The following is a 24,161-nucleotide window of genomic DNA, read 5'->3' as shown; positions in this document are numbered from 1 at the left end:
GACAATAAAAATAGAACACAGAATTCAAAATTTAAAATTTAGAATTTAAAATAGATTTATATGAAACTAGATATACTTGCGTTTGGAGCGCATCCCGATGATGTAGAATTAGGCTGCAGCGGAACGATAGCCAAGGAAATTTCGCTTGGGAAGAAAGTAGGCATCATCGATTTGACCCGTGGCGAATTGGGAACGCGTGGCTCTGTTGAAATCAGGAACGCCGAATCTGCGAAAGCTTCAGAAATACTGGGAGTTTCAGCAAGGGAAAACCTGGATATGCGCGATGGGTTTTTTGTAAACGACGAAGCACACCAAATGAAAATCATTCAGATGATTCGGAAATACCAACCGGAAATCGTGCTCTGCAATGCCATTCGCGACCGTCACATTGACCACGGAAAAGGAAGCAAATTGGTTTCGGACGCCTGCTTTTTGTCGGGTTTGCGAAAAATTGAAACTGCATTAGACGGAAAAAATCAGGAAGCATGGAGGCCAAAAGTGGTTTATCATTACATACAATGGGAAAACATTGAACCCGATTTTGTCGTTGATATTACGGGTTTTACAGAGAAGAAAGCAGCTTCAATCCTTGCCTACAGCTCGCAGTTTTATTCAGAGGATTCCAAAGAACCGGTAACCCCGATTGCGACCAAAAATTTCCTGGAAAGCATCCATTACCGCTCTCAGGATTTTGGCCGGATCATTGGCGTAGACCATGCCGAAGGATTTACCGTTGAAAGATATTTGGCGGTGAAGAGCTTAGGGGATTTGATTTAAAAAATATAAAAAATCTTTGCAAGAGTAAACTTTTGCACTATATTTGCACTCGCAAAAGAAGCTTAGGCTTTATTGCACATTAAATGGTGGTTGTAGCTCAGCTGGTTAGAGTATTGGTTTGTGGTGCCGAGGGTCGCCGGTTCGAACCCGGTCAGCCACCCTTAATCAAAAAGTCCTGATGATTCAGGACTTTTTTTGTTATATTACCTTCGATTTCAAAAAGTGAAACTATGGATAATCATCTGGAATTAACCGATTGGGAGTTTGAACAACAATTTGCGGATTGTAAAATTCCACCGGCTTTGTTTAGCCACGAAGCGCATTTAAGGCTTGCCTGGATTCATATTGATAACTATGGCATTGATGCAGCGGTTGCCAATGTTTGTTCCCAACTAAAATCCTTTGTAGAGTTTTTGGGAGTTTCTGATAAATACAATGAAACGGTTACCATTGCTGCGGTTAGGGCTGTTTATCATTTTAAGTTAAAATCGGGAACAGATAATTTTCAGGATTTCATTGCAGAAAATCAAAGACTTACAACCAGCTTCAAGGAACTGCTGAACCAACATTACACTACCGATATTTTCAATTCCGCAAAAGCAAAAAGGAGATTTATTAAACCAGATTTATTACCTTTCGATTGATTTTACCGGACAAAATGCTAATATCATAATAAAATCGGCAAATAGTGTAAGCTCTTTCTTTTTGGAAGGAATTATCTTTGAGTAACTAAATAGATGAAAAATGAAAACGCAATCTCAACTCCAGAATATACTTTCCTTACTATTCATTTTAGTTTCGCTGAACGGTTTTTCACAAACTGTAGATAAATCGAATCTTACCACACTGCAAAATGTTGTTGAGAATATCAAGCAAAAGAATGAATCCATAAAAAATGTGGAAAGTGTAAACGTGATGGTAAACGATGTACTGATAAAAGATTTACAGGATTTTACCATAGACCCAAAGAGCATTGCAATGGTAGAAGTACTTGTGCTGAAACCTAAGGCTGATGGAGCACAAATCAAGCCTTCCATAATAATCAATACAAAGCCTAGATAATCTTTATTTTATCTTCCGTCGGTTTTGTCAACCACCAATTTGTCTTTTCGGTTGGCTATTTCCAAGGCAATGGCAAAAGCATATTTTGCCCTGGTTTGCAGCGCATCAAATTCTATTTTCTCTACTTTATCCGTTGGCTGATGATAGTCTTCGTGTGTACCGTTGAAAAGGAACACCACCGGAATTCCGTTTTTGGCAAAATTGTAATGGTCGGAACGATAATAAAAACGGTTTGGATCGCTTTTGTCGTTGTATTTATAATCTAAATTCAGCAGGTTGTATTTTTTGTTTACATCTTCACAAATGTTGTATAAATCGCTTGAAAGATAATCTGAACCGATAAGGTAAACATAGTTGTTGGTTTCTTTATGGAATTTATCGCGACGCCCAATCATATCTATATTCACATCGGCAACAGTATTTGCCAAAGGGAACAAAGGGTTTTCGGAATAGAATCGTGAACCGTGCAAACCGTGTTCTTCACCCGTCATGTGTAGGATTAGTATCGAACGCTTTGGTCCGTGGCCTTCGTCTTTTGCCTTTTGGAATGCAGCAGCAATTTCCATAATCGCGACTGTTCCCGAACCATCATCATCTGCTCCATTATAAATTTTGCCATTCTGGATTCCAACATGGTCATAATGGGCAGAAACAACTACAATTTCTTCAGGTTTTTCAGAGCCTTCAATAAAAGCCCAGATATTTTCGGAATCATTCAAACCTTCGTTTCGTTTGGCGTTCAGATAGGAAGCGGGAATGTGCTGGTAATAATCAGTGGCACCTTTTGGGAAACCAACACCATGGCTCATGTACCAATCAATCATGTAACGTCCGGCTCTTTTTTGGCCTTCGCTTCCTGTTTCTCGTCCTTCCATTTTGTCTGAAGCAATGATTTCAAGGTTTTGCTTCAGGCTCTCCTTTGAAATGAAATCAAGGTAATCTGTTTTGGAAGCGTCAAACGGTTTTTTGGCAACTACAGCTTTGTGGCTCGAACAGCTCAGAAATGCAAACGTGAATGCCAATAATGCAGTTTTTTTAATCATCGTTTTTAATGGATATTTATAAAAGTATATATTAAGAATGCTAAAAGTACGATTGTCATCAGGATCATATTGATGAAAAACATGGCAACACTTTTTATGAATGATATCCATCTTGTTTCTCCATAAAAGCGATGATGTGCCGGAAAAAAATAGTAGAACATCCAAATCATGGCAATCGTACGCGCTATCGATCCAATAGTACTCGTTACCATATTTTCCGGGAAGCATTCTATCAACCTGTTCAGGAAGAAAATCAGCAATATTATCAATAATAAAAATGAGAAATAATGCAGCGTGAATATTCCGTGGTCAAAATAAAACCAACGTTTTTTACCATGGAAAATCCATAATATGAAGGCAAACAATGGCATGTAAATGAATAAGGTCTTGGGGATATTGTGCCAGGCTTCTTCCCCGAATTTCTCCCACATTTCTGTTTTATTGTACTTTGCCTTTACAGTTAGTGTCCTTTTAATGATATCATATTCCCAATCACTCAGCTTATCCTCCTTTGGGCCATATTTCTGCAGCGAATCCAATTCCCTGAGATTATCATATCCAAAATTCAGGAAGCCTTTATTTTGTTCTTCATTGCTGAGTTTCTTTTTCTTTTGGGCTTTGTCTGCTGCTTCCAATAATTCCGACACCTTTATTTTTTTCTTTGTAAGCAAGCTGTCCTTGAGTTTGCCATTGGCATCAGGAACCTTAACGGAATAGGTTTGGTCGAGGTCAATCATATCGTCTGCTGCATGATTTTCACCTTTAGGGAAAACCGAAATCAGGAAAAAGGTAACAAAACTGATAAAAATGTATAAGCGAACCGGAGCCAGATAGGAAAGACGCTTTCCCGAAAGGTATTCCTTGGTAAGCGAAGCCGGTTTGATCAGAAGGTTTTTTATGGTTTTCCAAAAGGCATTTTCGTAGTGGGTCAAATCTTCGAAAAAATGGATAAATAAATGGTGGAAGGTTTTTCGGGTGTCGGTGTTTTCCTGGCCACAATTTGGGCAAAATCTATTTTCTACAACATAATTACAATTCAGGCAGGTTTTGTCTTTTCTTAAAGGACTTCTGGACATAGGCAATAGTTATAAAATCAAAATGTAAAGCTATTAAATTTATTTCTATTTTTGAGAGGCAAAACTTAAAACTAATGATTACCATTCAAAATAACACAGACCCTAATTTTAGTCAAATCAGGGCAATTGCCAAGGAAGTCTGGCCGATAGCTTACGGCGCCATTTTGAGCCAGGAGCAATTGGATTACATGATGGAAATGATGTACAGCGTTGAGGCGCTTCAAACGCAATTCAATGAAAAAGGGCATCATTTTATCCTGGCGATTGAAGAGGAAGCGGCAGTTGGATTTGCTTCCTATGAATTTAATTACAATCAGGAACCAAAAACCAAAATCCATAAAATCTATATATTATCCAACCAACAAGGCAAAGGAACCGGAAGGATACTGATTGATTACATTACCGAATCGGCACGCAAAAACAACCAGAAAGCCTTACTTTTGAACGTCAATAAAAATAATATTGCCCAGCATTTTTATAAAAAATTGGGTTTTGACATTGTCCTTGACGAAGTCATTGACATTGGCAATGGTTATGTTATGGATGATTATGTGATGGAAAAATCGATTTAAAACAACACGAATGCAGTTTCTCAAAAAAATCAACAGCAAAGCAAAATCTGATTCCAATACGGGTTTCGGAACCAACGCATCCAGTTATGGTGGCAGGTTTGTTACCAAAAATGGAAATGCTAATGTCAAAAAAGCAGGAATCGATTTCTTTGAAGGAATCAGCTGGTACCACACGATGGTGAACATTCCGCGATGGAAATTCTTTGTCATCATTGTGACGTTTTATTTTTTGGTCAATTTTATTTTTGCCAGCATTTATTACGGAGTTGGCGTTGAACACTTGAACGGAGTTACGGCTGTTAAGGCTATTGACAAATTTGGGCAGGCTTTTTTCTTTAGTGTTCAAACCTTTACCACTGTGGGTTATGGGCATGTGAGCCCGAGTGGATTTCTTACCAGTTTTGTTGCGGCTGTTGAAGCACTTTTTGGTTTGTTGAGTTTTGCGATTGCAACGGGTTTGTTTTATGGAAGATTCAGTAAACCAAAAGCGCACATTAAATTTTCGCACAATGCATTGATTGCTCCATATAAAGACGGAACGGCATTGATGCTTCGCCTGACACCTTTTAAAAATACCAATCTGACCGATGCCGAAGTCAAAATGACCTTGGGAATGAAGCTCGATGAAAAAGGAACGCTGACCAATAAATTCTACAGCCTTGATTTGGAAATGTCCAAAATCAATGCGCTGAATCTGAGCTGGACTTTAGTACATCCTATAACCGAAAGCAGTCCGTTGTACAATTTGACGAAAGAGGATTTCGAGAATATCGATGGGGAAGTTTTGGTGTTCCTAAAGGTTTTTGACGATATGTTTAGTACTACGGTTGTAAAACGTTCATCATATGCGTTTGATGAGATTGTTTTTGGGGCCAAATTCCTGCCAATGTATTCCCGAAGCGATAACCAGAACAAAACGGTGCTTCATATTGACAAGCTCAATTCGTTTGAAAAAATAAAGCTGTAAATTTCTTTACAGCTTTATTTTTATTTTAAGGTCGCATCCAATTTGACCGATACTTTTTTGGAGACTTTCTTACTCACGACACTTGGAATGTCAATTCCGTAATCATCGGTATTTAAGGTGAAGTTGGAATCGATGTCCACTCCGTCACCCGATTTCTTGATACTTGCCGTAATGGTTATGTCCTTTGTTTTTCCGTGCATTTCCATTTTGCCTTTTATCGTATAGCTTTGTGCGGCTGCAGTTAATTTGGAAACATCAAAATTCTCAATTTTCCCTTTAAATGTCGCTTTTGGATATGTATCACTTTCCATATAATTTTCGTTGAAATGTTCCTCCATCAGCGCCACTTTGAAACGGAAACCCTTAATCAATGCCAAACTGGCAATTTCGCCTGTAGCCGGATTTAGGACCACTGTAGTCGATTCGTTTTTGGCTTTTATTTCTTCAAAAGCAGGAACCGATGCTTCGAAAGTAATTTTCCCGGTTTTGGTAACCATTTTGGTTTGAGCAAAACTGCTCATGCTTACAATAATAAGTAGGCTTAATAATTTAGTCTTCATAGCTTTTAGTTTATTTATTCTGGAAATCCGTTTTGTGCCCATTGGAAAATTTTATCGATTGTGGCCTGTGGCAATCGTGTACCACCGTTTGGCATCATACCGGCCGAACCTTGTGCTCTTGAAATCCTGTCGAGCAGGCCACGGGTCATTACTGCATTTTTAACATCGGTATAAGTTGTCAGTTGCATTGGGGCTCCATTTTGTGGAGGAGAAGTATGACAAAAAAGGCAATTGTTCTCAACGACACCTTTAACGGTATTGGTGTAAGTGATGTCGCCGGCAGCTGTATTGTCAATTAGGTCAGACGTAGAATCATTCGTACAGCCGTATTGCGACAGGACAAAAGATGCCAATAAAAATGTGTATGCAAATCTTTTCATAGTAAATTTCTTTTTTTAATAAAGTTAGTAAAAATTCTGACGTATTGATAAATAATTAAATTTGTAACAATTAAAATCTCCAGTTATGAAAAAGAAAATAATTATTGTTCTACTAATTCTCATTGTTGCGGCATTCGCGGTTTATAAATTTCTTTATAAAGAACATAGGGATATTGCTTCCGAAGATGTTACCTATACTGAAACGGTAGTCCAGGTTTTTGATGCATTTCAAAAAGACGCTCAAAAAGCCAACGCAAAATATTTGGACAAAACCATTGAAATATCTGGTAATATCACAAATATTGACCCACAAAATAAACTAATTACAGTGGATGAAAAGCTTTCCGCGAAGTGTACAAATAGTATACCGAACAATTTAAAGCCCCAGAATTCTGTAATTTTGAAAGGAAGGGTCGTTGGTTATGACGATTTACTTGGCGAGATTCAAATGGACCAATGCACAATCAAAAAATAGAAAACTAAAATGAAAACATCTATGAAAAAAATTACCCTACTATTATTACTTCCATTTGCAATGTCTGCCCAGGAAGATTTACTAAAGGAAGTAGACTCTACGCCATCCGAAAAAACGAAAGTTGAAGCTGCTTTCAAGGCTTTGAAGATTGTCAATATCGAATCCACAAAATTGGCTTCTAAAGGCGATTTTTATTTTATAGTTGCCCACAGGTTCGGTTCGCTTAAAGATGGATTTGAAGGCGCATACGGACTTGACAATGCAGTTACCCAACTAAAGTTCCTGTACGGAGTTACGAATTGGTTTACGATTAGTGCTGCCCGAAGTGAGCTGGCTTATGATTTTTCCGGCAAATATTTATTGAAATCCCAGGAAGATAATGGTTTCCCGGTTGCGATTGCCGGATTTACCAGCTTGGGCTTCAATAATACCCTGAAAGAGAATATTTATCCAAAAATGAAATTTGAGGACCGATTGATTTATGTTGCCCAATTATTGGTTTCAAGAAAAATCAACAGCAAACTGTCATTAGAACTTGCTCCGACATTTTTCCATGAAAACTTTGTAACCGATGACAATCAGGATAATAGCCAGTATGCGATTGGAATGGGAGGAAGGTATAAATTTGCTAAACGCTGGTCAGTGAATGTTGAGTATGCAGCACATTTAAACCGTTCCAGTACTTCGCCTTATAAAGATCCACTTTCCATTGGTGTTGATTTGGATACCGGAGGACACGTTTTCCAAATGCATTTCAGCAGTTCTCAGGGAATGCACGAAGCTGGATTTTTGGGCAATACAACAGGAGACTGGAGCAAAGGCGATATCTTCTTTGGATTTAATTTGTTGAGGGTTTTCTAAATATTTAAATAAGACATAAAAAAAGCGTCCCGAAATCCGGGACGCTTTTCTATTATAAAGGTTTTGGTGTTTATTCTTTAACGAATTTTTGTCCGTAGTTTTTATTATTTGAATCTGTGATTGACAGGATATAAGTTCCAGTCGCAAGGCTTGCTACATTGATTGGACGATCCAAATCGGTTGTAGTCAAAACAACCCTACCCATTAAATCATATACCGCAGCAGATTTAAGCGTTACGCTTAAATTATCTTTCAACTGAATATTAATCACATCTTTTGTAGGGTTTGGATACACTGAGAATACTCCGTTGGTAAATGCACTGGCAGCCAATGTTGCACCTTCTACAACCAAAAGCCTTTGGTTTGGAGTTACATTGTTGTAAGTATCCACAAGGCCAGATGGCCATCTAATGATTACCTGGTCGATAGTTGTAGCCTGTCCAATTCCAAAATGAGCATTCAATGAACTCATGAATTCAAATCCTTCACCACTTCGGATGTCCCTGATTTGAATGCCCCATGCACCGTGGATTTCAATACGGGCACCAATACCGTTTCTGTTACTTTGTACACCTTGTAATGCCACTTTAATCCATTTATTGGTGTTAGGCGTAGCATAACGGATAGTACTTCCATTTAGAATGTCAAGGAAGCCGTCGTCATTTAAATCACCAATTGCACCAATCATCAATCCAGGATATGAAACAGGGGCAAAAGTGCTGTTGTGCTGATTGTACATAATTTTGTTACCACCACCTAAAACGTCAAGGAATCCATCGTTATCGAAATCATAAGTAACGTTGTCAATGTTGGTTGAAGTGTTAGTGTCCCAACCAGAACCGGCAGTTATGTTAGTAAATGCTTCTTCAGTAGTGTTGGTAGTGTCAAGGTTATTCCTGAAATATTTGTGTGTTCCGGAGCTTGCTGTAATGATAACATCCATATCACCATCATTGTCAAAATCACCAATTGCAGAAGACCAGGTTTGGATAGGTGTAACATTGATTCCTGCGATAGCAGAAATATCTGTATAAACACCATTACCATCATTTCTATGCAATTCACATGGTGGCCCTGAACATTTTGAAATGAAAACGTCGGTATCTCCATCATTATCAAAATCAGTAAATAATGTTGAGTAGTTACCACCAATAGTACCAAATTTCATAGCACCTGGCGTTACATTTGATTGGTAGAAAGTTAAGGCATTATCTGTACCACCACCATTGAGGTAATAGCAGTTAGGTGCAATGTCGTGGCAGGAAAAAATATCCAGGTTTCCATCATCATTCAAGTCAGCAAAATTGGTTCTTTGGCAGAAGATATAATCTCCAGGAGTGATATTAGTATAGCTTGTTCCGTTTGATTTCCAAACAGACAAACCAGAACCCGCTCCTAAAATAAAGTCCATTTTACCATCTCTATTATAATCTCCCGCAGCCATACTCCAGTTTGGCATGAAATGCGTTCCTGCAACAGGATAATCAGTTGGTGTGGTTATCCCACCAGCGCCTTGGTAGTGTACCCTTAAATTATTATTGCTTACTCCAACAATATCATCTTTATGGTCACCATCTACGTCAACAACACAAATATTGAAAGTGCTGTTAATCGTTGCTAATGAAGTCGAATTGTAAGTCACCGGCAAAGTAGGAGGAACTACAACAGGAGCTTCCGTTAATCGGAAACTAAAACCATTGTTGTGTGCAGCGTCCAGCCATCTGTTATCAAAAACAATGATGTAAGATGTGCCTGCAGTTACATTGAAGGTTACCACCGAAGAATAGTCCGCGCCGGCATCATCATCACCTGCAAAACAAGTCAATGCATCACAAGTTCCGGTATAAACGTGAACACGGGTATCTGTTCTTGGAGTGTTGGCAGTAATGTCTGTTGATACAGTTACTGTATGGGCAGCTGTTGGCGTATAGATATACCATTCGCCTCCAGGAATTGCCTGCTGGATTGCACCGTTGTCAGCACAAAAAAGTGTTGGGGCAGTTCCGTTGATTACACCAACAGTATACGTTCCAGGTCCTGGAATTGCTGTTGGGGAAGCACAAGAATCCTGTGCTTTCGATAATTGCACCATAAAGAGCAATGTAATAATTAGAGTAATTTTTTTCATGTTTCTGATTTTTAAAGTTTGCTAGTTTTCTTTGTTTATGGACAAGGTGCCAATGAATTGATCCATTGTCCTATTAGTTCGACACCTTCCTCATGGATTACAGTTCTTCCATGAAGCGGCATTCTAAATGATTCTTCTGTTGTATTTAGTCGGTAATAAAGCATCGACCTGTTTACATTTCCGGGTTTTATGATCTTTGTCAAAGCAGGAGCAAAGCTGTAGTCTTCTGTATCTACGCAGACTCCCATATTGGTTTGTCCATTTGGGCCACCAGTCATATTAAATGGAAAACGCATCGGTCTATAATCACAATGCCTGTCAATGGCATGGCAGTGCGAGCAGTTGCTGTCCAGATAGGAGCGAACCCTCAATTCTAAAGGCCTGGTATTGTCGTTATAATTAATTACGGTGTTTTCGGCAGTAGGCAGTGTAAAATTGCTGTCGAGATATCCCTGTTCCACCCATTTGGTAAGCTGGTTTTTAGTACCCGAAGCATAAGTGTAAGCAAAATTAAGGTTTTGGGGTTTGATGCCAATAGGAATGTAAGTGTCAATTTCAGTAGGGCCAATCACTTGCTTGTTTTTGTGGCAGATCATGCATTGAACTTCGGTTGGAATCCTGTAACTCGTACTTTTGATTACATTGTTTTCATCTTCCCAGGAAATATCAGTAAAACTTCCGGCCAGGTCAAAGTCAGCATCGGTCTGAGCTTCATTCCAGACGTAATTTGCAAATATCCAACCTGTATCTTTTCTAATCATAAGGCGTGTTTCAACAATTCTTGTACCTCCAACCGGAGCAATATTCTGAACATTTTCGTAATAAAATGTTTTAATCAATACAGCACCAACAGGAAGTTCCAAAACTTTGCTGTCGGAGACAAAAGTTGCCTTTGTTCCTAGCGGCATCCATACAAATCTCTTTTTATGGGCATAGTCGGAAAAAAGCGACGATGCAGGCTCATAAGGCAACACATTTAAGGACGGAATCTGATTTTTCAATTCACCCTCAAAAAAATGATAATCTGATAATTTTGGATAAGGTACCTGGCTCAAATTAACTGTAACCGGTGATACAGGAACAGGTATGTATTCCTCACCTTTATCAGAGCAAGAAATAAAAATGATAAAAGATAAGAATACTGCAAAAAACAGATAGTAATATTTCTTCATATAATTTTTAAAACGCAGTCCAAATATAAATAAATATTTCATAATTTATTAAAAATTAACAGATTATCTATGTACCAAATCCATTTCATTAGAATATGCTAAGGAATCACGGCATTATCTATTAAAACCATATTTTGCTTTGGTATTGTAGATAAAAAAAACGCTCCATTTTGGAGCGTTTTTCTGATGATGTTTATTTCTAAAAATTACTCTTTGATGAATTTTTGAGTATAATTTCTGTTTTGAGAATCAGAGATTGACAAAATATAAGTTCCGGTAGCCAATTTATCAACATTGATTGGCTGCGTCAAATTACTTGTCGTAAGTACAACTCTTCCGTTCAGGTCATACACCATAGCCGATTTTAACGTAACGTTCAAATTGTCTTTTAACTGAATGTTAACCACATCTTTTGCAGGATTTGGATAAACAGAGAATACTCCGTTGTTGAATGAATCGATACCCAAAGTTGAGCCTTCAACTACCAATAGTTTTTGGTTTGGATTAACATTGTTAAGCGTATCAACAACTCCCGAAGGCCATCTGATGATTACCTGTGTAATGGTTGTAGCCTGTCCAATTCCGAAATGAGCTGTAATGGTGCTCATGTTTTGGAATCCGGTTCCACTTTGTACATCCCTGATTTGTTTTCCCCAAGAACCATAAATTTCGATTCTGGCACCGATTCCGTTTCTGTTACTTTCAATTCCACGTAAATTAACAGCCAGCCATTTGTTGGTATTTCCATTGTTGAACAAAACGTTGGTTCCGTTTTGGATATCAAGGAATCCATCATTATTCAAATCACCTACAGGACGGTCAACAGTTGACATATTGTACGTATTTGGATTTGGAGTGAAATGGAAGGCTCCATCACCAAACATGATATTGTTTCCTGAGCTTAGTACGTCAAGGAATCCATCATTATCAAAATCCTGGGCAACAAATTCCCTACCCATAGTCAAATCGGTATCATAACCAGAACCTACGGAAACGCTTGTAAAAGTTCCGTCACCATTATTTCTTTTTACATTGGTACGGCCATCTGAAGCTGAGTTTACACCTTCAATAACATCCATCCATCCATCATTGTTGAAATCACCAACAGCACAAGACCAGCTTTGCTCCGGAGCTGCCATATTTGCCGAAGCAGCTACGTCAGTGTAAGTTCCGTCACCATTGTTTTTGAATAATTGGTCGATATTTCCTCCAACACCCGATCCACCTTGTCCACATTTGGCAAGTACCATATCGATGTCGCCATCATTATCATAATCGGTCCAGCATGAAGCATAATTTCCTCCTGATGGGAAGTCACCAATTCCACCCTGTACGTGGTTCATCGCAACGCCATCATTCATATAATATCTGTTAGGAGCATTGTCATCGCATGCAAATGCATCAAGCTTTCCATCGTTATTGATGTCTACAAAGTTGGTTCTTTGTACCAAATAAGACTGTGTTTTTCTATCAGTCGTATAACCTGTCCCGTCAGCATTTGCCTTTAAAAAGCAGATACCACTTCCAGACCCATAAATCAAATCATTATATCCGTTGTTGTCATAATCTCCTGCAGCGATGCTCCATGAAGGTAAAACAGAAGTATTTGCAACAGTATAAGCAGTTGTAGAAAACACGTGGTTATCTCCTTGGTAAGTGATTACCAATTGGGTATTGCTTACAGCTGAAACGATATCATCCAAAAAGTCACCGTTCATATCTACAATACAGTTGTCATAACCTCCGGTAATACCAGGAACTGATGTAAGTGTAAATGATAATCTGTCCGGTGCTGGTGGTGGTGTCACCATAACTGTGAAATCAAAACCAGAATTGCTGAAACGATTGTCAAAAGCTATGGTATAAGTAGTTCCTGCAACAGCATTAAAAGACAAATAAGATGAATTTGTTCCATTGTAATCGTCATTAGAGCCTACACAAGTCAATGAACCACAAGCTCCTGAATAAACAATCACACGGGTATCAACATTATTGTTTTGTGGTAAAAGCGTAGAAACAGTTACTGACTGAGTAGCTGTTGCAACATATTTGTACCATTTCCCTTTAGAGCCTGATCCCGATGCAAGGCCACACAATGGTGACGGAACGGTACTACCTGTTTCACCGGTAAAAGTCGGTGCAGTTGTCGTAGAGCCCAAAAGGACTTCTACTGCAGTACCACAATTTGTCTGAGCTTCAGCAATTGTAGCGCTGAAAATCAAAACAATTAAGAGTAAAGTTTTTTTCATAAGGTGTTTGTTGTGATTAATTATAATTTAGTTTGAATGTTTCTAATTACAGCTTTGCGTCAGCGATGAAATGTATTCTTCCAAAAGCTGAACGCCTTCGTCGTGCACAATGGTTCTTCCCAATAATGGCATTCTTTCGCTCTCGTCATTGGAGCTCAAACGGAAATGCATGATTGATTTGTTATAGTTTCCTGGCGCAATTACCTTGGTTAAAGTTGGGCTGATAGGCTCGTCCGCCAATAGGCAGATTCCAATGTTCGAATCAACATCGGTCTGGCTGAATGGGAATCGGATTGGCCTGTAATAGCAACGCGCTTCATCCTGATGGCAGTGCGAGCAATTGGCATCCAGATAAGAACGCAGCCTTAAATTTATTGGTTGTGTCGTATCGTGATAATCAACTGTCGAAAGGATGTTGGCCGGATAAGTATCCAAATAACCCTGTTCCACCAATTTGGCCAAAATGTTTTTATTGGTATTGCCATACATGTGGCTGTGATTCAGGTTTTGTGGCTTAACCCCAATTGGAGTTCCAATTTCATTGATTTTATGGCAGGCAAAGCACTCAGCATCCGAAGGGATTCTGTAGTCGGTAGTTATTTCTTCACCACTCGGTTTTGTAAAGGTAATTGTTTTAAAACCACCGGTTGTAAAGTCGGTTCCTGAAACCAAATCGGCATCAGTCTGCTCATCATTCCATAAGTATTCATAGAAATGCCATTTGTCCTCTTTTCTGACCATCAAACGGGTTTCGATGATTTTGGTCACATTTCCCGGTTGGATTGTGGTGTAATAAAATGATTTTATCAAAACGGTCCCAACAGGAAAATCCAGGATTTTATTGCCCGCTACAAAGCTGGCACTAACTCCCGGAGGCATCCAGATGAATCTCTTTTTTGAGGCATAATCCGTGAATAACGAACTCGCAGGCTCATACGGAATGACATTCAGCGAAGGAACCATGTCCTTCATTGCTCCTCCTTCAAAAAATTTGTATTCGGATAATTTTTGGTATGGAACCAAAGTTAGGTCAACGTTAACCGGTGACACTGGAACATACTCATCATCAGTGTCTGAACATGAGATGTATAAGGCTGTAAGAAGCATGCACAGGGCAAATGCAAGGTAACTTTTTTTCATATTTTTTTCAAATCGCAACCAAAAATAGTAAATATTTTGTAATATCCTACCAATTATTTGATTACTAATAAAAATTGTTAACTATTTATAAGAATAGTTTAAGTAAAAGTTTAAAAACTTCCTAATTTAACATGAGAACACTTTAATTTTTTAGGATTCCGATTCCTCCGCATTGGCACGCTGAAGGATATTTTCGGGTAAGGATTTTTTGGCTTTAGCTCCCATTTTTTTAAGGTTTTCCACTCTGTTGATAAGATTTCCACTTCCTTCAACCAACTTGTTCATTGCATTATCATATTCCGATTTTGAGTCTTTTATTTTATTGCCCACTTTTACCAAATCGGAAACAAAACCTTCAAATTTATCGTATAAAGCTCCGGCCTGACGTGCAATTTCAAGCGCATTTTCCTGCTGTTTCTGGTTGGTCCACATGCTGTCAATCGTTCGAAGCGTTGCCAACAATGTTGACGGCGTTACAATGACAATATTTTTTTCGAATGCTTTGTTGTAAAGCGAAGTATCTTCATTCAATGCCAAAGCAAAAGCCGATTCAATTGGGATGAAAAGCAGCACAAAATCCGGGCTTTCCATTTGGTATAAATCGTGATAGTTCTTGCCACTTAATTGCTCCACATGACGCCTGATGGACAAAACATGTTCTTTAAGATATTGTGCTTTTTCAACATCGTCTTCTTCGTTAACATAACGCTCATAAGCCGTTAGGGTTACCTTAGAATCCACCACCATTTTCTTTCCGTCAGGAAGGTTTATTACAACATCAGGGAAAACGCGATTGCCGTCTTCGGCAGTAAAACTCTGCTGTACTTCATATTCGCGTCCTTTTTCCAAACCCGATTTTTCCAACACGCGTTCCAATATCAATTCGCCCCAGTTTCCCTGCATTTTACTATCGCCTTTAAGGGCTTTGGTCAGATTCAGGGTTTCCTTGCTCATCTGCTCATTCATTTCGCGGAGGCCCAAAATCTGTTGGCGCAAAGCGGCATGGTAATCGATGCTTTCCTTGTGTGTGTCTTCGACTTTCTTTTCGAAAAGTTGGATTTTTTCGCTTAGTGGTGACAGGATGGTTTTGAGGTTTTCCTTGTTTTGTTCGGTAAATTTATTGGTCTTTTCCTCAAGGATTTTATTGGCCAGGTTTTCAAATTCCTTGGTGAATTTTTCCTGTAGTTTTTCCACTTCGTCCTTTTGCTCTTTGTTGCGTTCCCAAAGATTCTCAAAATCGGTCTCTTTTTTGGATAACTGAATGGCAAGAGCCTCTTTTTCGGTACGGATATTTTCGCGTTCCTGGACGGTTTGGTTCAATTGGTTTTTGAATTGCTCAATTTGCTGCAGCAAACCGTTTATTTTTTCTTCGAGTGAAGCTTTTTCGGATTTTGAATTGACGGAAAAAAATATTTTTCCGAAGTAAATGCCTAGAAATAAAGCGATTATAAATATTAAAATGGAAAGAATGGTGGCGTTCATATATAACTTATTTGAAAGTAAATATATGAAACAAATGGGTTAATTATTCATGCATAAAAGAATAAAATTTGTCATCTTTTGTTCTTCGGTCGGAATAACTGTTATAGAACAATCTTCTGGATTTTCCTTTTTTAGGAAAGCTCAGGACACCCAAAATAATGAAGATGAAAAACAGTATAACTAATAGTGACATATAGATTAAATATCCAAAGTCAGCAGATTGTTTTAAGTTAGATACAAATACATATCCAAAAGCCAGTGATGCCAAATTAGCCAGAAGTGTAAAAATAGTTTTCATATCATAAAGGTTTAAATTAGTTTGTTAAAATTAGCCTTAAATTTGACCAACCTTTTTATATGATTTTAACATTTCATTATATGATTTTTATGTTAATATGATTCGAATCCGAAACTTCATTCTGCACAAACCTCATGGTTACCTGAGCCAGTTTATTTATGAAAAAAAAAGGCATAAAAAACTGCTGGGCGAACTCTATGATTTTCCCGAAGGAACCATGGCAATTGGACGTTTGGATGAGGATTCGGAAGGATTGCTCCTGCTTACAACAGACGGAAAAGTGAGCGAAATGGTACGCAGCAAAACTGTCGAAAAGGAATATTATGCGCAGGTCGACGGACGCATTACCGAAGAAGCGGTTCAGCTTTTGAAAAACGGAGTCGAAATTGGTTTTAAAGGAATAAAATACACCACCAAAAAGTGCGAAGCCCGAATAATATCCGAACTTCCGGATTGCATTGGTGAAGGCAGGAAAATTCGCGATGAGCGTCACGGGCCAACAAGCTGGGTTTCAATAACGATAACCGAAGGTAAGTTCCGGCAGGTTCGTAAAATGACTGCAGCTGTCGGATTTCCAACCTTAAGATTGATCAGAATCCGTGTTGGTACTTTATCTTTGCAGCTTAACGCAGGAGAAGTTATTGAAGTAGAAAATTTTTTCACCCATAAACCATAAACTACAAATCAAAAATGCTCAACATCGTTTTAGTAGAACCCGAAATCCCAAACAACACAGGTAACATAGGAAGGCTTAGCGTAGGTACCGAAAGCCGACTGCACCTGATTCATCCTTTTGGATTTGTCATCAATGACAAAAACCTAAAGCGTTCGGGTTTAGATTATTGGGTGCATTTGGATGTCACCGAATACCAAAATGTGGCCGAATGGATGAAACAGATAAAGGACAAATCACGGGTTTTCCTGATGAGTTCCCACGCAGAAAAATCGATTTATGACGCAGAGTTCCAGGATGGAGACTGGCTGGTTTTTGGGAAGGAAAGTGTGGGTTTGAGTAAGGAATTTTTGGCGCTGTTTGACAATCATCTGACAATTCCAATGTCCAATTTAATCCGAAGTTACAATATCGCGAATTCGGTGGCTTTTGTAGTTGGCGAAGCCAAAAGGCAGATTCGATTGAATAATCAAGGCTAATTACTGATTGATAAAATTCACATAGGATTTTACAATCTTATTTATTGTGTTTTCCAACGAAGGCTTGGCATCCCGAAAATCATCCTTTAACTTTCCATCGGCGGTAAAAAAATCGGCTACCGTAGTTTTGGTCAGCACATTCTTGGCATAAATTTCCTTGACGGCAATAGCCAAGGTATATTTTTTATCCGGCCTAAATTCAATTTTAAGCGTATACACAATATCGCAATTGTATTTTACACCCACATTATAATAATAGTATCCATTCTCAACACGGGCTTCGATGGAAAGTGAATTTTCAGTCACATCAAAAATATCATAGGTTTTTTTATTGAAATAAGGAGCCCAGTTTTTGGAACCTTCCATCAATTGATCCAAAGGTCGGTTGGGAGTTGGCATTTCCAAAGGCTGAAAACCCTGAGGCGTTAATTCCAATTTGGGTTGTGCCGAACAGATTGTAAAGAAAAGTAACAGGCTTATTTGAAGAAGGTGTTTCATCTTGAAAGATTTAGCGGTCTTTCAAAGATAACAATTATTTACAGGTTTTTGAAGCTGAATTTCCCCTTTTCTTTGTCAAAAAAAAGCGATTCATCCTTGAAGATGTTATCGAAAACTCCTTTGCGGATTAAATTACACGGCTGATCCTGTTCGACAAAATCTTCGGTCATTACAATCATTTCATCCGAAAGCTGTATCGCCAAATCGATGTCGTGGGTCGAAAACAATATGCATTTGTTGGTTTCCTTCGAGAGTTTTTTCAGCAGTTTAAAAACCGAAACCTTGTGAAACAAATCCAGGTGAGTGGTTGGTTCGTCCAGAATAATTAAGGGCGTATCCTGTGCCAATGCTCTTGCAATCAAAACAACCTGCAATTGGCCATCGCTGATTTCGTAATGCCTTTTATCAATCAGATGTTCGATATGCGTAAGGGCAATTGCCTCATTTACTTTCTCCAAATCGTCATTCGATAATTTGCCAAGCCAATTCGTATAAGGTTGTCTTCCCAAAGCGATGAGCTCAAAAACGGTAAGATTGCTTGGAGGAAGGCTTTCGGTCAAAACCAAACTCAGGTTCTGTGCCAAATCCAAAGGCTGATACGAAAAAATGTCCCTGCCATTCAGCGCAACTGTTCCGCCCAAAGGCTTCTGGATTCCGGTAAGCGTCCGCAAAAGCGTAGATTTTCCAATGCCGTTGGCGCCAACCAATGCTATGAGTTTCCCGTTTTCTAAATCAATGTTTAAATTTTGGGCAATGACAATCTGATGGCTTTTGGATTTGTAACCAATGCTCAGTCCGGAAGCGTTTAGTATTTTTTTAGGCTGTTCCAAAGCTATATGACACTATTTTTATTTTTTCTGCTGACTATCAGCCAAATCACCATTGGTGCTCCAATTATAGAGGTTATCGCATTGATGGGTAACGTAAAATCAAAACCCGGCATTTGCGAAACCGTATCGCAAAGCAACATAATTATCGAGCCTATGAAAAACGTTCCGGCAAACAGGATTTTGTGATTGCTGGTTTTGAATAATAATTTTCCCAAATGCGGAACCGCAAGCCCGATAAATGCTATTGGCCCGGCAAATGCTGTAATGCTTCCCGCCAAAATGCTGGTCGCAAAAATAATGATGTAACGTGCTTTTGAAATGTTCAACCCCATACTCTTGGCATAATTTTCACCCAAAAGCAAAGCGTCTAAAGACTTTAAGGAAAGCAGGCTCAGAAGTAATCCGATAAAAACACAAATCGCTAAAATTGCTATGTTTGTCCACGAAATATTACCGATGCTTCCCATCGACCAAAATGTATATTTCTGTAATTGTTCGGCCGTACTGAAATACGAAAAAACGCTGACAATCGCACTCGTAAAACTACTGAACATCAAGCCCACAATAAGGATGGACATCGTATCGCGCAGCCGTTGTGAGACCACCAATATCATCAGCAAAACCAAAGAACTTCCTATACAGGATGCGAGTATTATTCCGTAGGATGACAATAAAAACTGTGAAAAAACAGCAGGCAGTAATCCTGCGCCAAGAATGACAAAAGCAACACCAAGGCTCGAACCCGAACTCAATCCCAACACATAAGGACCGGCAAGCGGATTCCGGAACAACGTCTGCATCAGCAATCCCGAAATCGAAAGCCCAACACCAACCAGTACCGCGGTAATGGCTTTAGGCAGACGGAAATTAATGATGATGTATTCCCAGGTTTCCTTAGACGACTCACCTCCAAGCAGGCTTCTGAAAACTTCCTTCATCGGAATGGCAACCTGGCCAAAGGAAATGTTCAAAACGAATACTGCCAGCAACAGCAATGACAATCCTGAAAATAATATGGAGTTCCTGTTTTTCAATTATTGTAATTTTTCAAAGAAAAAAGGTTTGTAGCCCACCAGCAATTCGGGATGCAGGATTTTTACCAAATCCTTCAAAACCAAATCCGGTCGGTTGGGTGCCAATTCATAATACAGGATTCCGCCGGTTTTTCCTTTTTTCCTGCTGAAAGTGTAGACATTTTTATTGGTAAAAGCGTCAAATTTGGCGTAATGCGGATTCATATCTGTCATTTCCTTTAAGGTGGAAAACTGCCCCGAAGTAATCCAAAGGTCTGCATTTTTGGCTTTTTCAAAAACCGTTTCAAACGACAACGATAAACTTCCCGTTCCGCTGGTTTCCTGCCATAAATAATTGCCGTTGGCCTGTTTCAAAAGCAGGCTTCCCCAACTCGTTCCTTTTGGTAAATACCATCGGTCTTCAAACATGTCTCCGGCCAAAATGGTTGGAGTGGTCTTGGCAAGTTTGGCAATTTCCAGAGTATTGACATAGTCTTTTTCTATTTTGGTGAACAATTCGCCGGCTTCTTTTTGTTTGCCATACAAAGCGCCAAAAAACTTAACCCATTCGGCTTTGCCCAAAGCGGTTTCTTCGTTCCAGTCACCGTTGAGCATCACTTTCAAACCACTTTTCTGCAGGTTGTCCAGAGTTGGATTTTTGTTGTCAATGCCATAGCCAATGATAATGTCGGGCTGTAAATCGAGGATTACTTCCGTATTCAAATCCTGGTTATTGCCCAGTTCCTTAATTTTTCCGGCGTCAATTTGGGCTCGGACTTTTTCAGAAGAAATATAATCACAATGCGGAAAACCAACCAGCGAATTCACTTCGTTAAGCATTTCCAATGAAGGAATGTGGGTTGTTGAAGTTACCACTATGGTTTTTATTGGAATCGGAATAACAAGATTTTGTTTCAGGCTGTCAGGAACAATTCCATCTTTTTCCTTTAGGATGTAAGTATAGGTTTTGGTTGCTTTTGGCCACGGATTGCTGACGGTTACAACCGAATATCCTTCGTAATTCTGAATCGAAAAACCCTTGGCGTAATGAACAGTATTTTCAGAAGAGACTGCTGTTGCTGTCTTTGTTTCGCTTTTGCAGCTGAAAAGAAACAAGAGGCTCAGCGACAATAAAAATTTGGTCACAATAGATTTCATATAGCTTTTTTGCACGTGGTGCAAAGTTATAGCTAAACGCATAAAAAATAATTTTTATTTTTTTACCAATTTGTAATTGGCCTTTTGCCCGTTGTCAAAATCGAGGTTCAGGATGTACATACCTGTGCTTAATTGTGACGATTGATTGTCTAATGCTGCTTTTGATGAAGTTGAAACTATGGTTTTTCCTGTAATGTCTATGATGGAATAATTGGCAATGGTTTGCTCGGTTTCGATATTGAAATTACTTGAAAATGGATTCGGGGAAATGACCGCTTTTGGTTTTTCGAACTGGCTGTTGGAAAGCATCACACCACCTTGTACACTCTCTACCGCCTGAACAACTGCCGGATAATTCAACAAAGCGGTATTCAAAAGGTTTTTATCACAGTCGCAAACCGCATTGTAATAATTAAGTAAAGGGTTACCCACAGGTGCAGAAGGGTAGGCTTTGGCATAAAAGAAAACGTGGAAGTTTTCAAAAATGGCATTCAGGCCGGCATCATTCGTGACAACGATATTATTTGAAGTTCCAATGGGAATTCCTGTATTTACATTTAGCAGTTTTATCATCGTGGCATCAGTATATTCATAATTGTCGGTAAATCTTGCGAAAGCAATAACGGAAGAATAGGCGTTAAGCGCATCCAAAAGTCCCTGAGAAATATTACCACGGAGTTGTTTGGTTTTTGACATGAAAGGCGGATACGGATGGAAGTTATTGTCTTCATAGGATAAAAAGCCATACGCCGTCAAAATGGCATTCAGTCCGTCATCATTCGAAGTATTTGTACTGTGGATATAATTTTCATCCCAAACATATATTGGGCGGCCAACATTTTCATCAACTAATCTAACATCAATGGCATTTTGTGAAAATGCAAAATTCGAAATCAATAAAAGGAGTAATAACTTTTTCATAATCTGGCAGTTAAAATGATTGTAAAGCTATAAAAATATTTTCTGATTAAATGAATTTTGTGTGTTATATTTGCACCCGAATTGAGGTTGCGATTTCTGTTTTTTCAAAATCGCATTAAAAGGGAATTTGGTTCAATTCCAAAGCTGTTCCCGCAACTGTAAGCTACAAAGCTTGTTGTTATCTGCAAAACCATTGTCCGGTATTTTCAGGATGAGAAGGTAAACAACAAGACGCAAGCCAGGAGACCTGCCTAGTTCACATTGAGTAACAAACTTTCGGGAAAAAAGGTTTGGGTATGGGTAAATTCTATGCTTTTCTCCCACAATTATTAAATTATTGTTGAATTAAAATGAAAAAAACAGTTAAGGCAGTTGCTATTTTGGCATTGCTAAACACTTGTGCCTATGCGCAGGAAGTGGATTCCACCAAAGTGAATCCGTTGAAGGAAGTAGTCCTTTCGGATACCAAATTTGCTCAAAGCAAAGAAAAATCAGGAAAAGTTATCGAAGTAATCACCGCTGAGGATTTGAACAAAAAATCGGGTCAGAGCTTGGCAACAGTTTTGTCTCAGGTAGCTGGATTGGAAATCAATGGAAACCAATCGGCTAACGGGAAAAACTTAGGCTATTATATTCGTGGTGGAAAAAACCGCCAGGTTTTGGTTATGATTGATGGGATTCCGGTAACGGATGCTTCGGGAATAAGTTTTGAATACGATTTGAGGTTACTGCCTGTAGAGCAGGTTGATAAAATCGAAATCATGAAGGGCGCAGCCAGTACTTTATACGGAACCGGAGCTGCAACCGGAGTAATTAACATCACCCTGAAAAAATCGGCTAAAAAAGACATTCAGGGAAATGCCTACGTAAACATTGGTTCGAACAATACTGCAGACAACCACCATTATAACGGACAGGATTTCAATCAGGGACTTTCGGTAAGTGGTGATTACAAAAAGGTAAATTATTTTGCCGGATTGAACAGTACTGAAACCAAAGGAATGTCACAGATTGCCCAGCCAACATCGACTTCAAATTATGAAGAGGATAGTTTTTCAAGGCAGAACCTTTTGGGTAAAATCGGATTTAAGGCAACAGATAAAATTTCATTGGACTTTTTTGGAGGTTATGACCGAATCAAAAACGACTACGATTTTACTTTTGACAATACCGGTTTCAATGATACCGATGCGAATGTTACGACTTCGGAGCAAATCCGTTTTGGCTTCAGCCCAAAATACAAATACAACAAGGGCGAGTTTGTACTGAATTCCGGTTTTACCAAAATCACCCGTGAGTATACGGAATTCAACACCTTCTCAAGTACGATGGATTATTCGGTTTATGATTCAAGAAGCATTGTTTTGGACGGTTTCAATAAATACAATTTCAGCAAGCAGTTATTTGTGATTTTGGGTGCCAATTATCAGTTCAATGATATGAAAAGCAGCACGCCTTTCAGTACTATTGCTGAAGAAGGAACCAAATTCAACATCATCGATGGGTACACGACTGCAGTGTATAATTCTAATTTTGGTTTGAATATAAATGCAGGAGCGCGATTGAACAATCACAGTGCTTATGGCAATAACTTTGTCTATAATATCAATCCGTCATACAATTTCAAGACTTCATTTCCTTTGAAGGTTTTGGCTTCTTACAGCACGGCTTACATCACACCAAGTTTATACCAATTGTATTCTGAATATGGGAATGCCGATTTGACTCCGGAAAAAAATGCAACTATTGAAGCTGGTTTCGAAACCGAATTGGTAAACAAAAAAGTAAGGCTGAATGCAGTAGCTTTTTACCGTGACCAGGACAACGCCATCGATTTTTATTTTGACCCAAATACTTTTGAAGCCTATTATATTAATGTAAACGGAGAAACCAAAGCAAAAGGAGTGGAAACTTCGTTGACGATTGACCTGACTTCAAAGTTACAATTGAACGGAAACTATACCTTTACTCAGGTTGACAAAGCTTTGGATCGTTTGATTCCAAAACATAAGGTTAATGCAGGTTTGGGCTTCCAGCCAACAACAAGAACATTCCTAAGTGTGGATTACCAGTATTTTGACGCGCGTAACGATGCCTTTTTTGACGGAAACACCTTTGCGGTAGTGACGACAAAGTTAGGTTCATACCAATTGTTGAACGCTACAGCCAAATACGAATTATTAAAAAACAGGCTGACTGTTTTTGGGGCAGCAACCAATATTCTTAATGAGGAATTTGTAGAAACAGTGGGTTATTCAACCCGCGGAAGGAATTTCAAAATAGGTTTAAACATTATTTTGTAATTTTTGGTAGAAAAAGCCTTCGCATTGCGGAGGCTTTTTTGTTT

General features: G+C 38.9%; 25 protein-coding genes, 1 tRNA gene and 1 riboswitch. Of the genes, 11 read left to right on the top strand and 15 right to left on the bottom strand.

Going from position 1 to position 24,161, the window contains the following annotated elements:
- The first annotated feature begins 60 nt into the window (after positions 1-60).
- The 4 genes from bshB1 to L1S31_RS11430 all read left to right on the top strand — a co-directional run bounded on the left by bshB1 (position 61) and on the right by L1S31_RS11430 (position 1,839).
- Entirely contained in the window at positions 61-777 is a 717-nt protein-coding gene (bshB1, locus tag L1S31_RS11445; RefSeq protein ID WP_236464875.1) for a bacillithiol biosynthesis deacetylase BshB1, read from the top strand.
- An 86-nt stretch (positions 778-863) separates the two neighbouring features.
- Positions 864-937: transfer RNA gene (locus tag L1S31_RS11440), tRNA-His, on the top strand.
- A gap of 70 nt (positions 938-1,007) precedes the next feature.
- Positions 1,008-1,421, top strand: coding sequence for a hypothetical protein (locus tag L1S31_RS11435; RefSeq protein WP_236464874.1), 414 nt, complete (start codon positions 1,008-1,010; stop codon positions 1,419-1,421).
- A gap of 100 nt (positions 1,422-1,521) precedes the next feature.
- Positions 1,522-1,839 carry a hypothetical protein gene (locus L1S31_RS11430; RefSeq protein WP_236464873.1) on the top strand — a complete coding sequence of 106 codons (318 nt, stop codon included), beginning with the start codon at positions 1,522-1,524 and terminating at the stop codon, positions 1,837-1,839.
- A gap of 8 nt (positions 1,840-1,847) precedes the next feature.
- Here L1S31_RS11430 and L1S31_RS11425 read toward each other — a convergent pair whose 3' ends face one another.
- Complete coding sequence (locus tag L1S31_RS11425; protein ID WP_236464872.1) at positions 1,848-2,882, bottom strand: M28 family peptidase; 1,035 nt, start codon at positions 2,880-2,882, stop codon at positions 1,848-1,850.
- A gap of 5 nt (positions 2,883-2,887) precedes the next feature.
- A complete protein-coding gene (locus L1S31_RS11420; protein WP_236464871.1) occupies positions 2,888-3,958 on the bottom strand; it encodes a DUF3667 domain-containing protein in 1,071 nt (356 codons plus the stop codon).
- A gap of 74 nt (positions 3,959-4,032) precedes the next feature.
- On the opposite strand from L1S31_RS11420, the gene L1S31_RS11415 reads away from it, so the two are divergent.
- The gene (locus tag L1S31_RS11415) at positions 4,033-4,530 is read left to right on the top strand and encodes a GNAT family N-acetyltransferase (RefSeq protein WP_236464870.1); all 498 of its coding nucleotides are present in this window, start codon (positions 4,033-4,035) and stop codon (positions 4,528-4,530) included.
- 10 nt (positions 4,531-4,540) lie between these two features.
- Positions 4,541-5,497 (top strand): ion channel, encoded by a 957-nt coding sequence (locus L1S31_RS11410; protein WP_236464869.1) that lies wholly within the window; start codon positions 4,541-4,543, stop codon positions 5,495-5,497.
- A gap of 20 nt (positions 5,498-5,517) precedes the next feature.
- Here the strand turns inward: L1S31_RS11410 and L1S31_RS11405 are convergent, their stop codons facing one another.
- On the bottom strand, positions 5,518-6,057 hold the full coding sequence (locus tag L1S31_RS11405; protein WP_236464868.1) for a YceI family protein: 540 nt from the start codon (positions 6,055-6,057) through the stop codon (positions 5,518-5,520).
- A 14-nt stretch (positions 6,058-6,071) separates the two neighbouring features.
- Entirely contained in the window at positions 6,072-6,437 is a 366-nt protein-coding gene (locus tag L1S31_RS11400) for a hypothetical protein (protein WP_236464867.1), read from the bottom strand.
- An 85-nt stretch (positions 6,438-6,522) separates the two neighbouring features.
- Between L1S31_RS11400 and L1S31_RS11395 the strand changes: the two genes are divergently transcribed.
- Together L1S31_RS11395 and L1S31_RS11390 are read left to right on the top strand one after the other, a co-directional pair.
- On the top strand, positions 6,523-6,912 hold the full coding sequence (locus L1S31_RS11395) for an OB-fold protein (protein ID WP_236464866.1): 390 nt from the start codon (positions 6,523-6,525) through the stop codon (positions 6,910-6,912).
- Between the two features lie 21 nt (positions 6,913-6,933).
- On the top strand, positions 6,934-7,773 hold the full coding sequence (locus L1S31_RS11390; RefSeq protein WP_236464865.1) for a DUF5777 family beta-barrel protein: 840 nt from the start codon (positions 6,934-6,936) through the stop codon (positions 7,771-7,773).
- Positions 7,774-7,843: 70 nt separating this feature from the next.
- Here L1S31_RS11390 and L1S31_RS11385 read toward each other — a convergent pair whose 3' ends face one another.
- From L1S31_RS11385 to L1S31_RS11360, 6 genes are all read right to left on the bottom strand, one after another.
- Entirely contained in the window at positions 7,844-9,901 is a 2,058-nt protein-coding gene (locus L1S31_RS11385; protein ID WP_236464864.1) for a T9SS type A sorting domain-containing protein, read from the bottom strand.
- Positions 9,902-9,936: 35 nt separating this feature from the next.
- Positions 9,937-11,073 (bottom strand): hypothetical protein, encoded by a 1,137-nt coding sequence (locus L1S31_RS11380; protein ID WP_236464863.1) that lies wholly within the window; start codon positions 11,071-11,073, stop codon positions 9,937-9,939.
- 206 nt (positions 11,074-11,279) lie between these two features.
- A complete protein-coding gene (locus L1S31_RS11375) occupies positions 11,280-13,322 on the bottom strand; it encodes a T9SS type A sorting domain-containing protein (protein ID WP_236464862.1) in 2,043 nt (680 codons plus the stop codon).
- Positions 13,323-13,364: 42 nt separating this feature from the next.
- On the bottom strand, positions 13,365-14,462 hold the full coding sequence (locus tag L1S31_RS11370; protein WP_236464861.1) for a hypothetical protein: 1,098 nt from the start codon (positions 14,460-14,462) through the stop codon (positions 13,365-13,367).
- A gap of 150 nt (positions 14,463-14,612) precedes the next feature.
- The gene (locus L1S31_RS11365; protein ID WP_236464860.1) at positions 14,613-15,944 is read right to left on the bottom strand and encodes a DNA recombination protein RmuC; all 1,332 of its coding nucleotides are present in this window, start codon (positions 15,942-15,944) and stop codon (positions 14,613-14,615) included.
- A gap of 43 nt (positions 15,945-15,987) precedes the next feature.
- Positions 15,988-16,242, bottom strand: coding sequence for a hypothetical protein (locus L1S31_RS11360; RefSeq protein ID WP_236464859.1), 255 nt, complete (start codon positions 16,240-16,242; stop codon positions 15,988-15,990).
- A gap of 97 nt (positions 16,243-16,339) precedes the next feature.
- On the opposite strand from L1S31_RS11360, the gene L1S31_RS11355 reads away from it, so the two are divergent.
- A complete protein-coding gene (locus L1S31_RS11355; RefSeq protein ID WP_236464858.1) occupies positions 16,340-16,918 on the top strand; it encodes a pseudouridine synthase in 579 nt (192 codons plus the stop codon).
- A 14-nt stretch (positions 16,919-16,932) separates the two neighbouring features.
- Positions 16,933-17,394: a tRNA (cytidine(34)-2'-O)-methyltransferase gene (locus L1S31_RS11350; RefSeq protein WP_236464857.1), complete on the top strand. Its 462-nt coding sequence runs from the start codon at positions 16,933-16,935 to the stop codon at positions 17,392-17,394.
- Here the strand turns inward: L1S31_RS11350 and L1S31_RS11345 are convergent, their stop codons facing one another.
- Genes L1S31_RS11345 through L1S31_RS11325 form a run of 5 tightly spaced genes read right to left on the bottom strand, consistent with a single transcriptional unit; the run spans position 17,395 to position 21,814 of the window.
- The gene (locus L1S31_RS11345; RefSeq protein WP_236464856.1) at positions 17,395-17,892 is read right to left on the bottom strand and encodes a hypothetical protein; all 498 of its coding nucleotides are present in this window, start codon (positions 17,890-17,892) and stop codon (positions 17,395-17,397) included.
- A gap of 38 nt (positions 17,893-17,930) precedes the next feature.
- Positions 17,931-18,728: an ABC transporter ATP-binding protein gene (locus L1S31_RS11340; protein ID WP_236465003.1), complete on the bottom strand. Its 798-nt coding sequence runs from the start codon at positions 18,726-18,728 to the stop codon at positions 17,931-17,933.
- Positions 18,725-19,756, bottom strand: coding sequence for an iron chelate uptake ABC transporter family permease subunit (locus tag L1S31_RS11335; protein WP_236464855.1), 1,032 nt, complete (start codon positions 19,754-19,756; stop codon positions 18,725-18,727). The genes L1S31_RS11340 and L1S31_RS11335 overlap by 4 nt, the downstream gene beginning before the upstream one ends.
- Positions 19,757-20,935: an ABC transporter substrate-binding protein gene (locus L1S31_RS11330; RefSeq protein ID WP_236464854.1), complete on the bottom strand. Its 1,179-nt coding sequence runs from the start codon at positions 20,933-20,935 to the stop codon at positions 19,757-19,759.
- A gap of 12 nt (positions 20,936-20,947) precedes the next feature.
- Positions 20,948-21,814, bottom strand: coding sequence for a T9SS type A sorting domain-containing protein (locus L1S31_RS11325; RefSeq protein ID WP_236464853.1), 867 nt, complete (start codon positions 21,812-21,814; stop codon positions 20,948-20,950).
- 67 nt (positions 21,815-21,881) lie between these two features.
- A riboswitch (cobalamin riboswitch) is annotated at positions 21,882-22,083 on the top strand.
- Positions 22,084-22,164: 81 nt separating this feature from the next.
- Here L1S31_RS11325 and L1S31_RS11320 point away from each other — a divergent pair.
- Entirely contained in the window at positions 22,165-24,117 is a 1,953-nt protein-coding gene (locus L1S31_RS11320) for a TonB-dependent receptor plug domain-containing protein (protein ID WP_236464852.1), read from the top strand.
- Positions 24,118-24,161 lie beyond the last annotated feature (44 nt).

The organism is Flavobacterium wongokense, assembly GCF_021608265.1.
GTDB lineage: Bacteria > Bacteroidota > Bacteroidia > Flavobacteriales > Flavobacteriaceae > Flavobacterium > Flavobacterium wongokense.
Note: the sequence above shows the minus strand (reverse complement) of the source record. Positions and strands in the feature narration are given on the sequence as shown.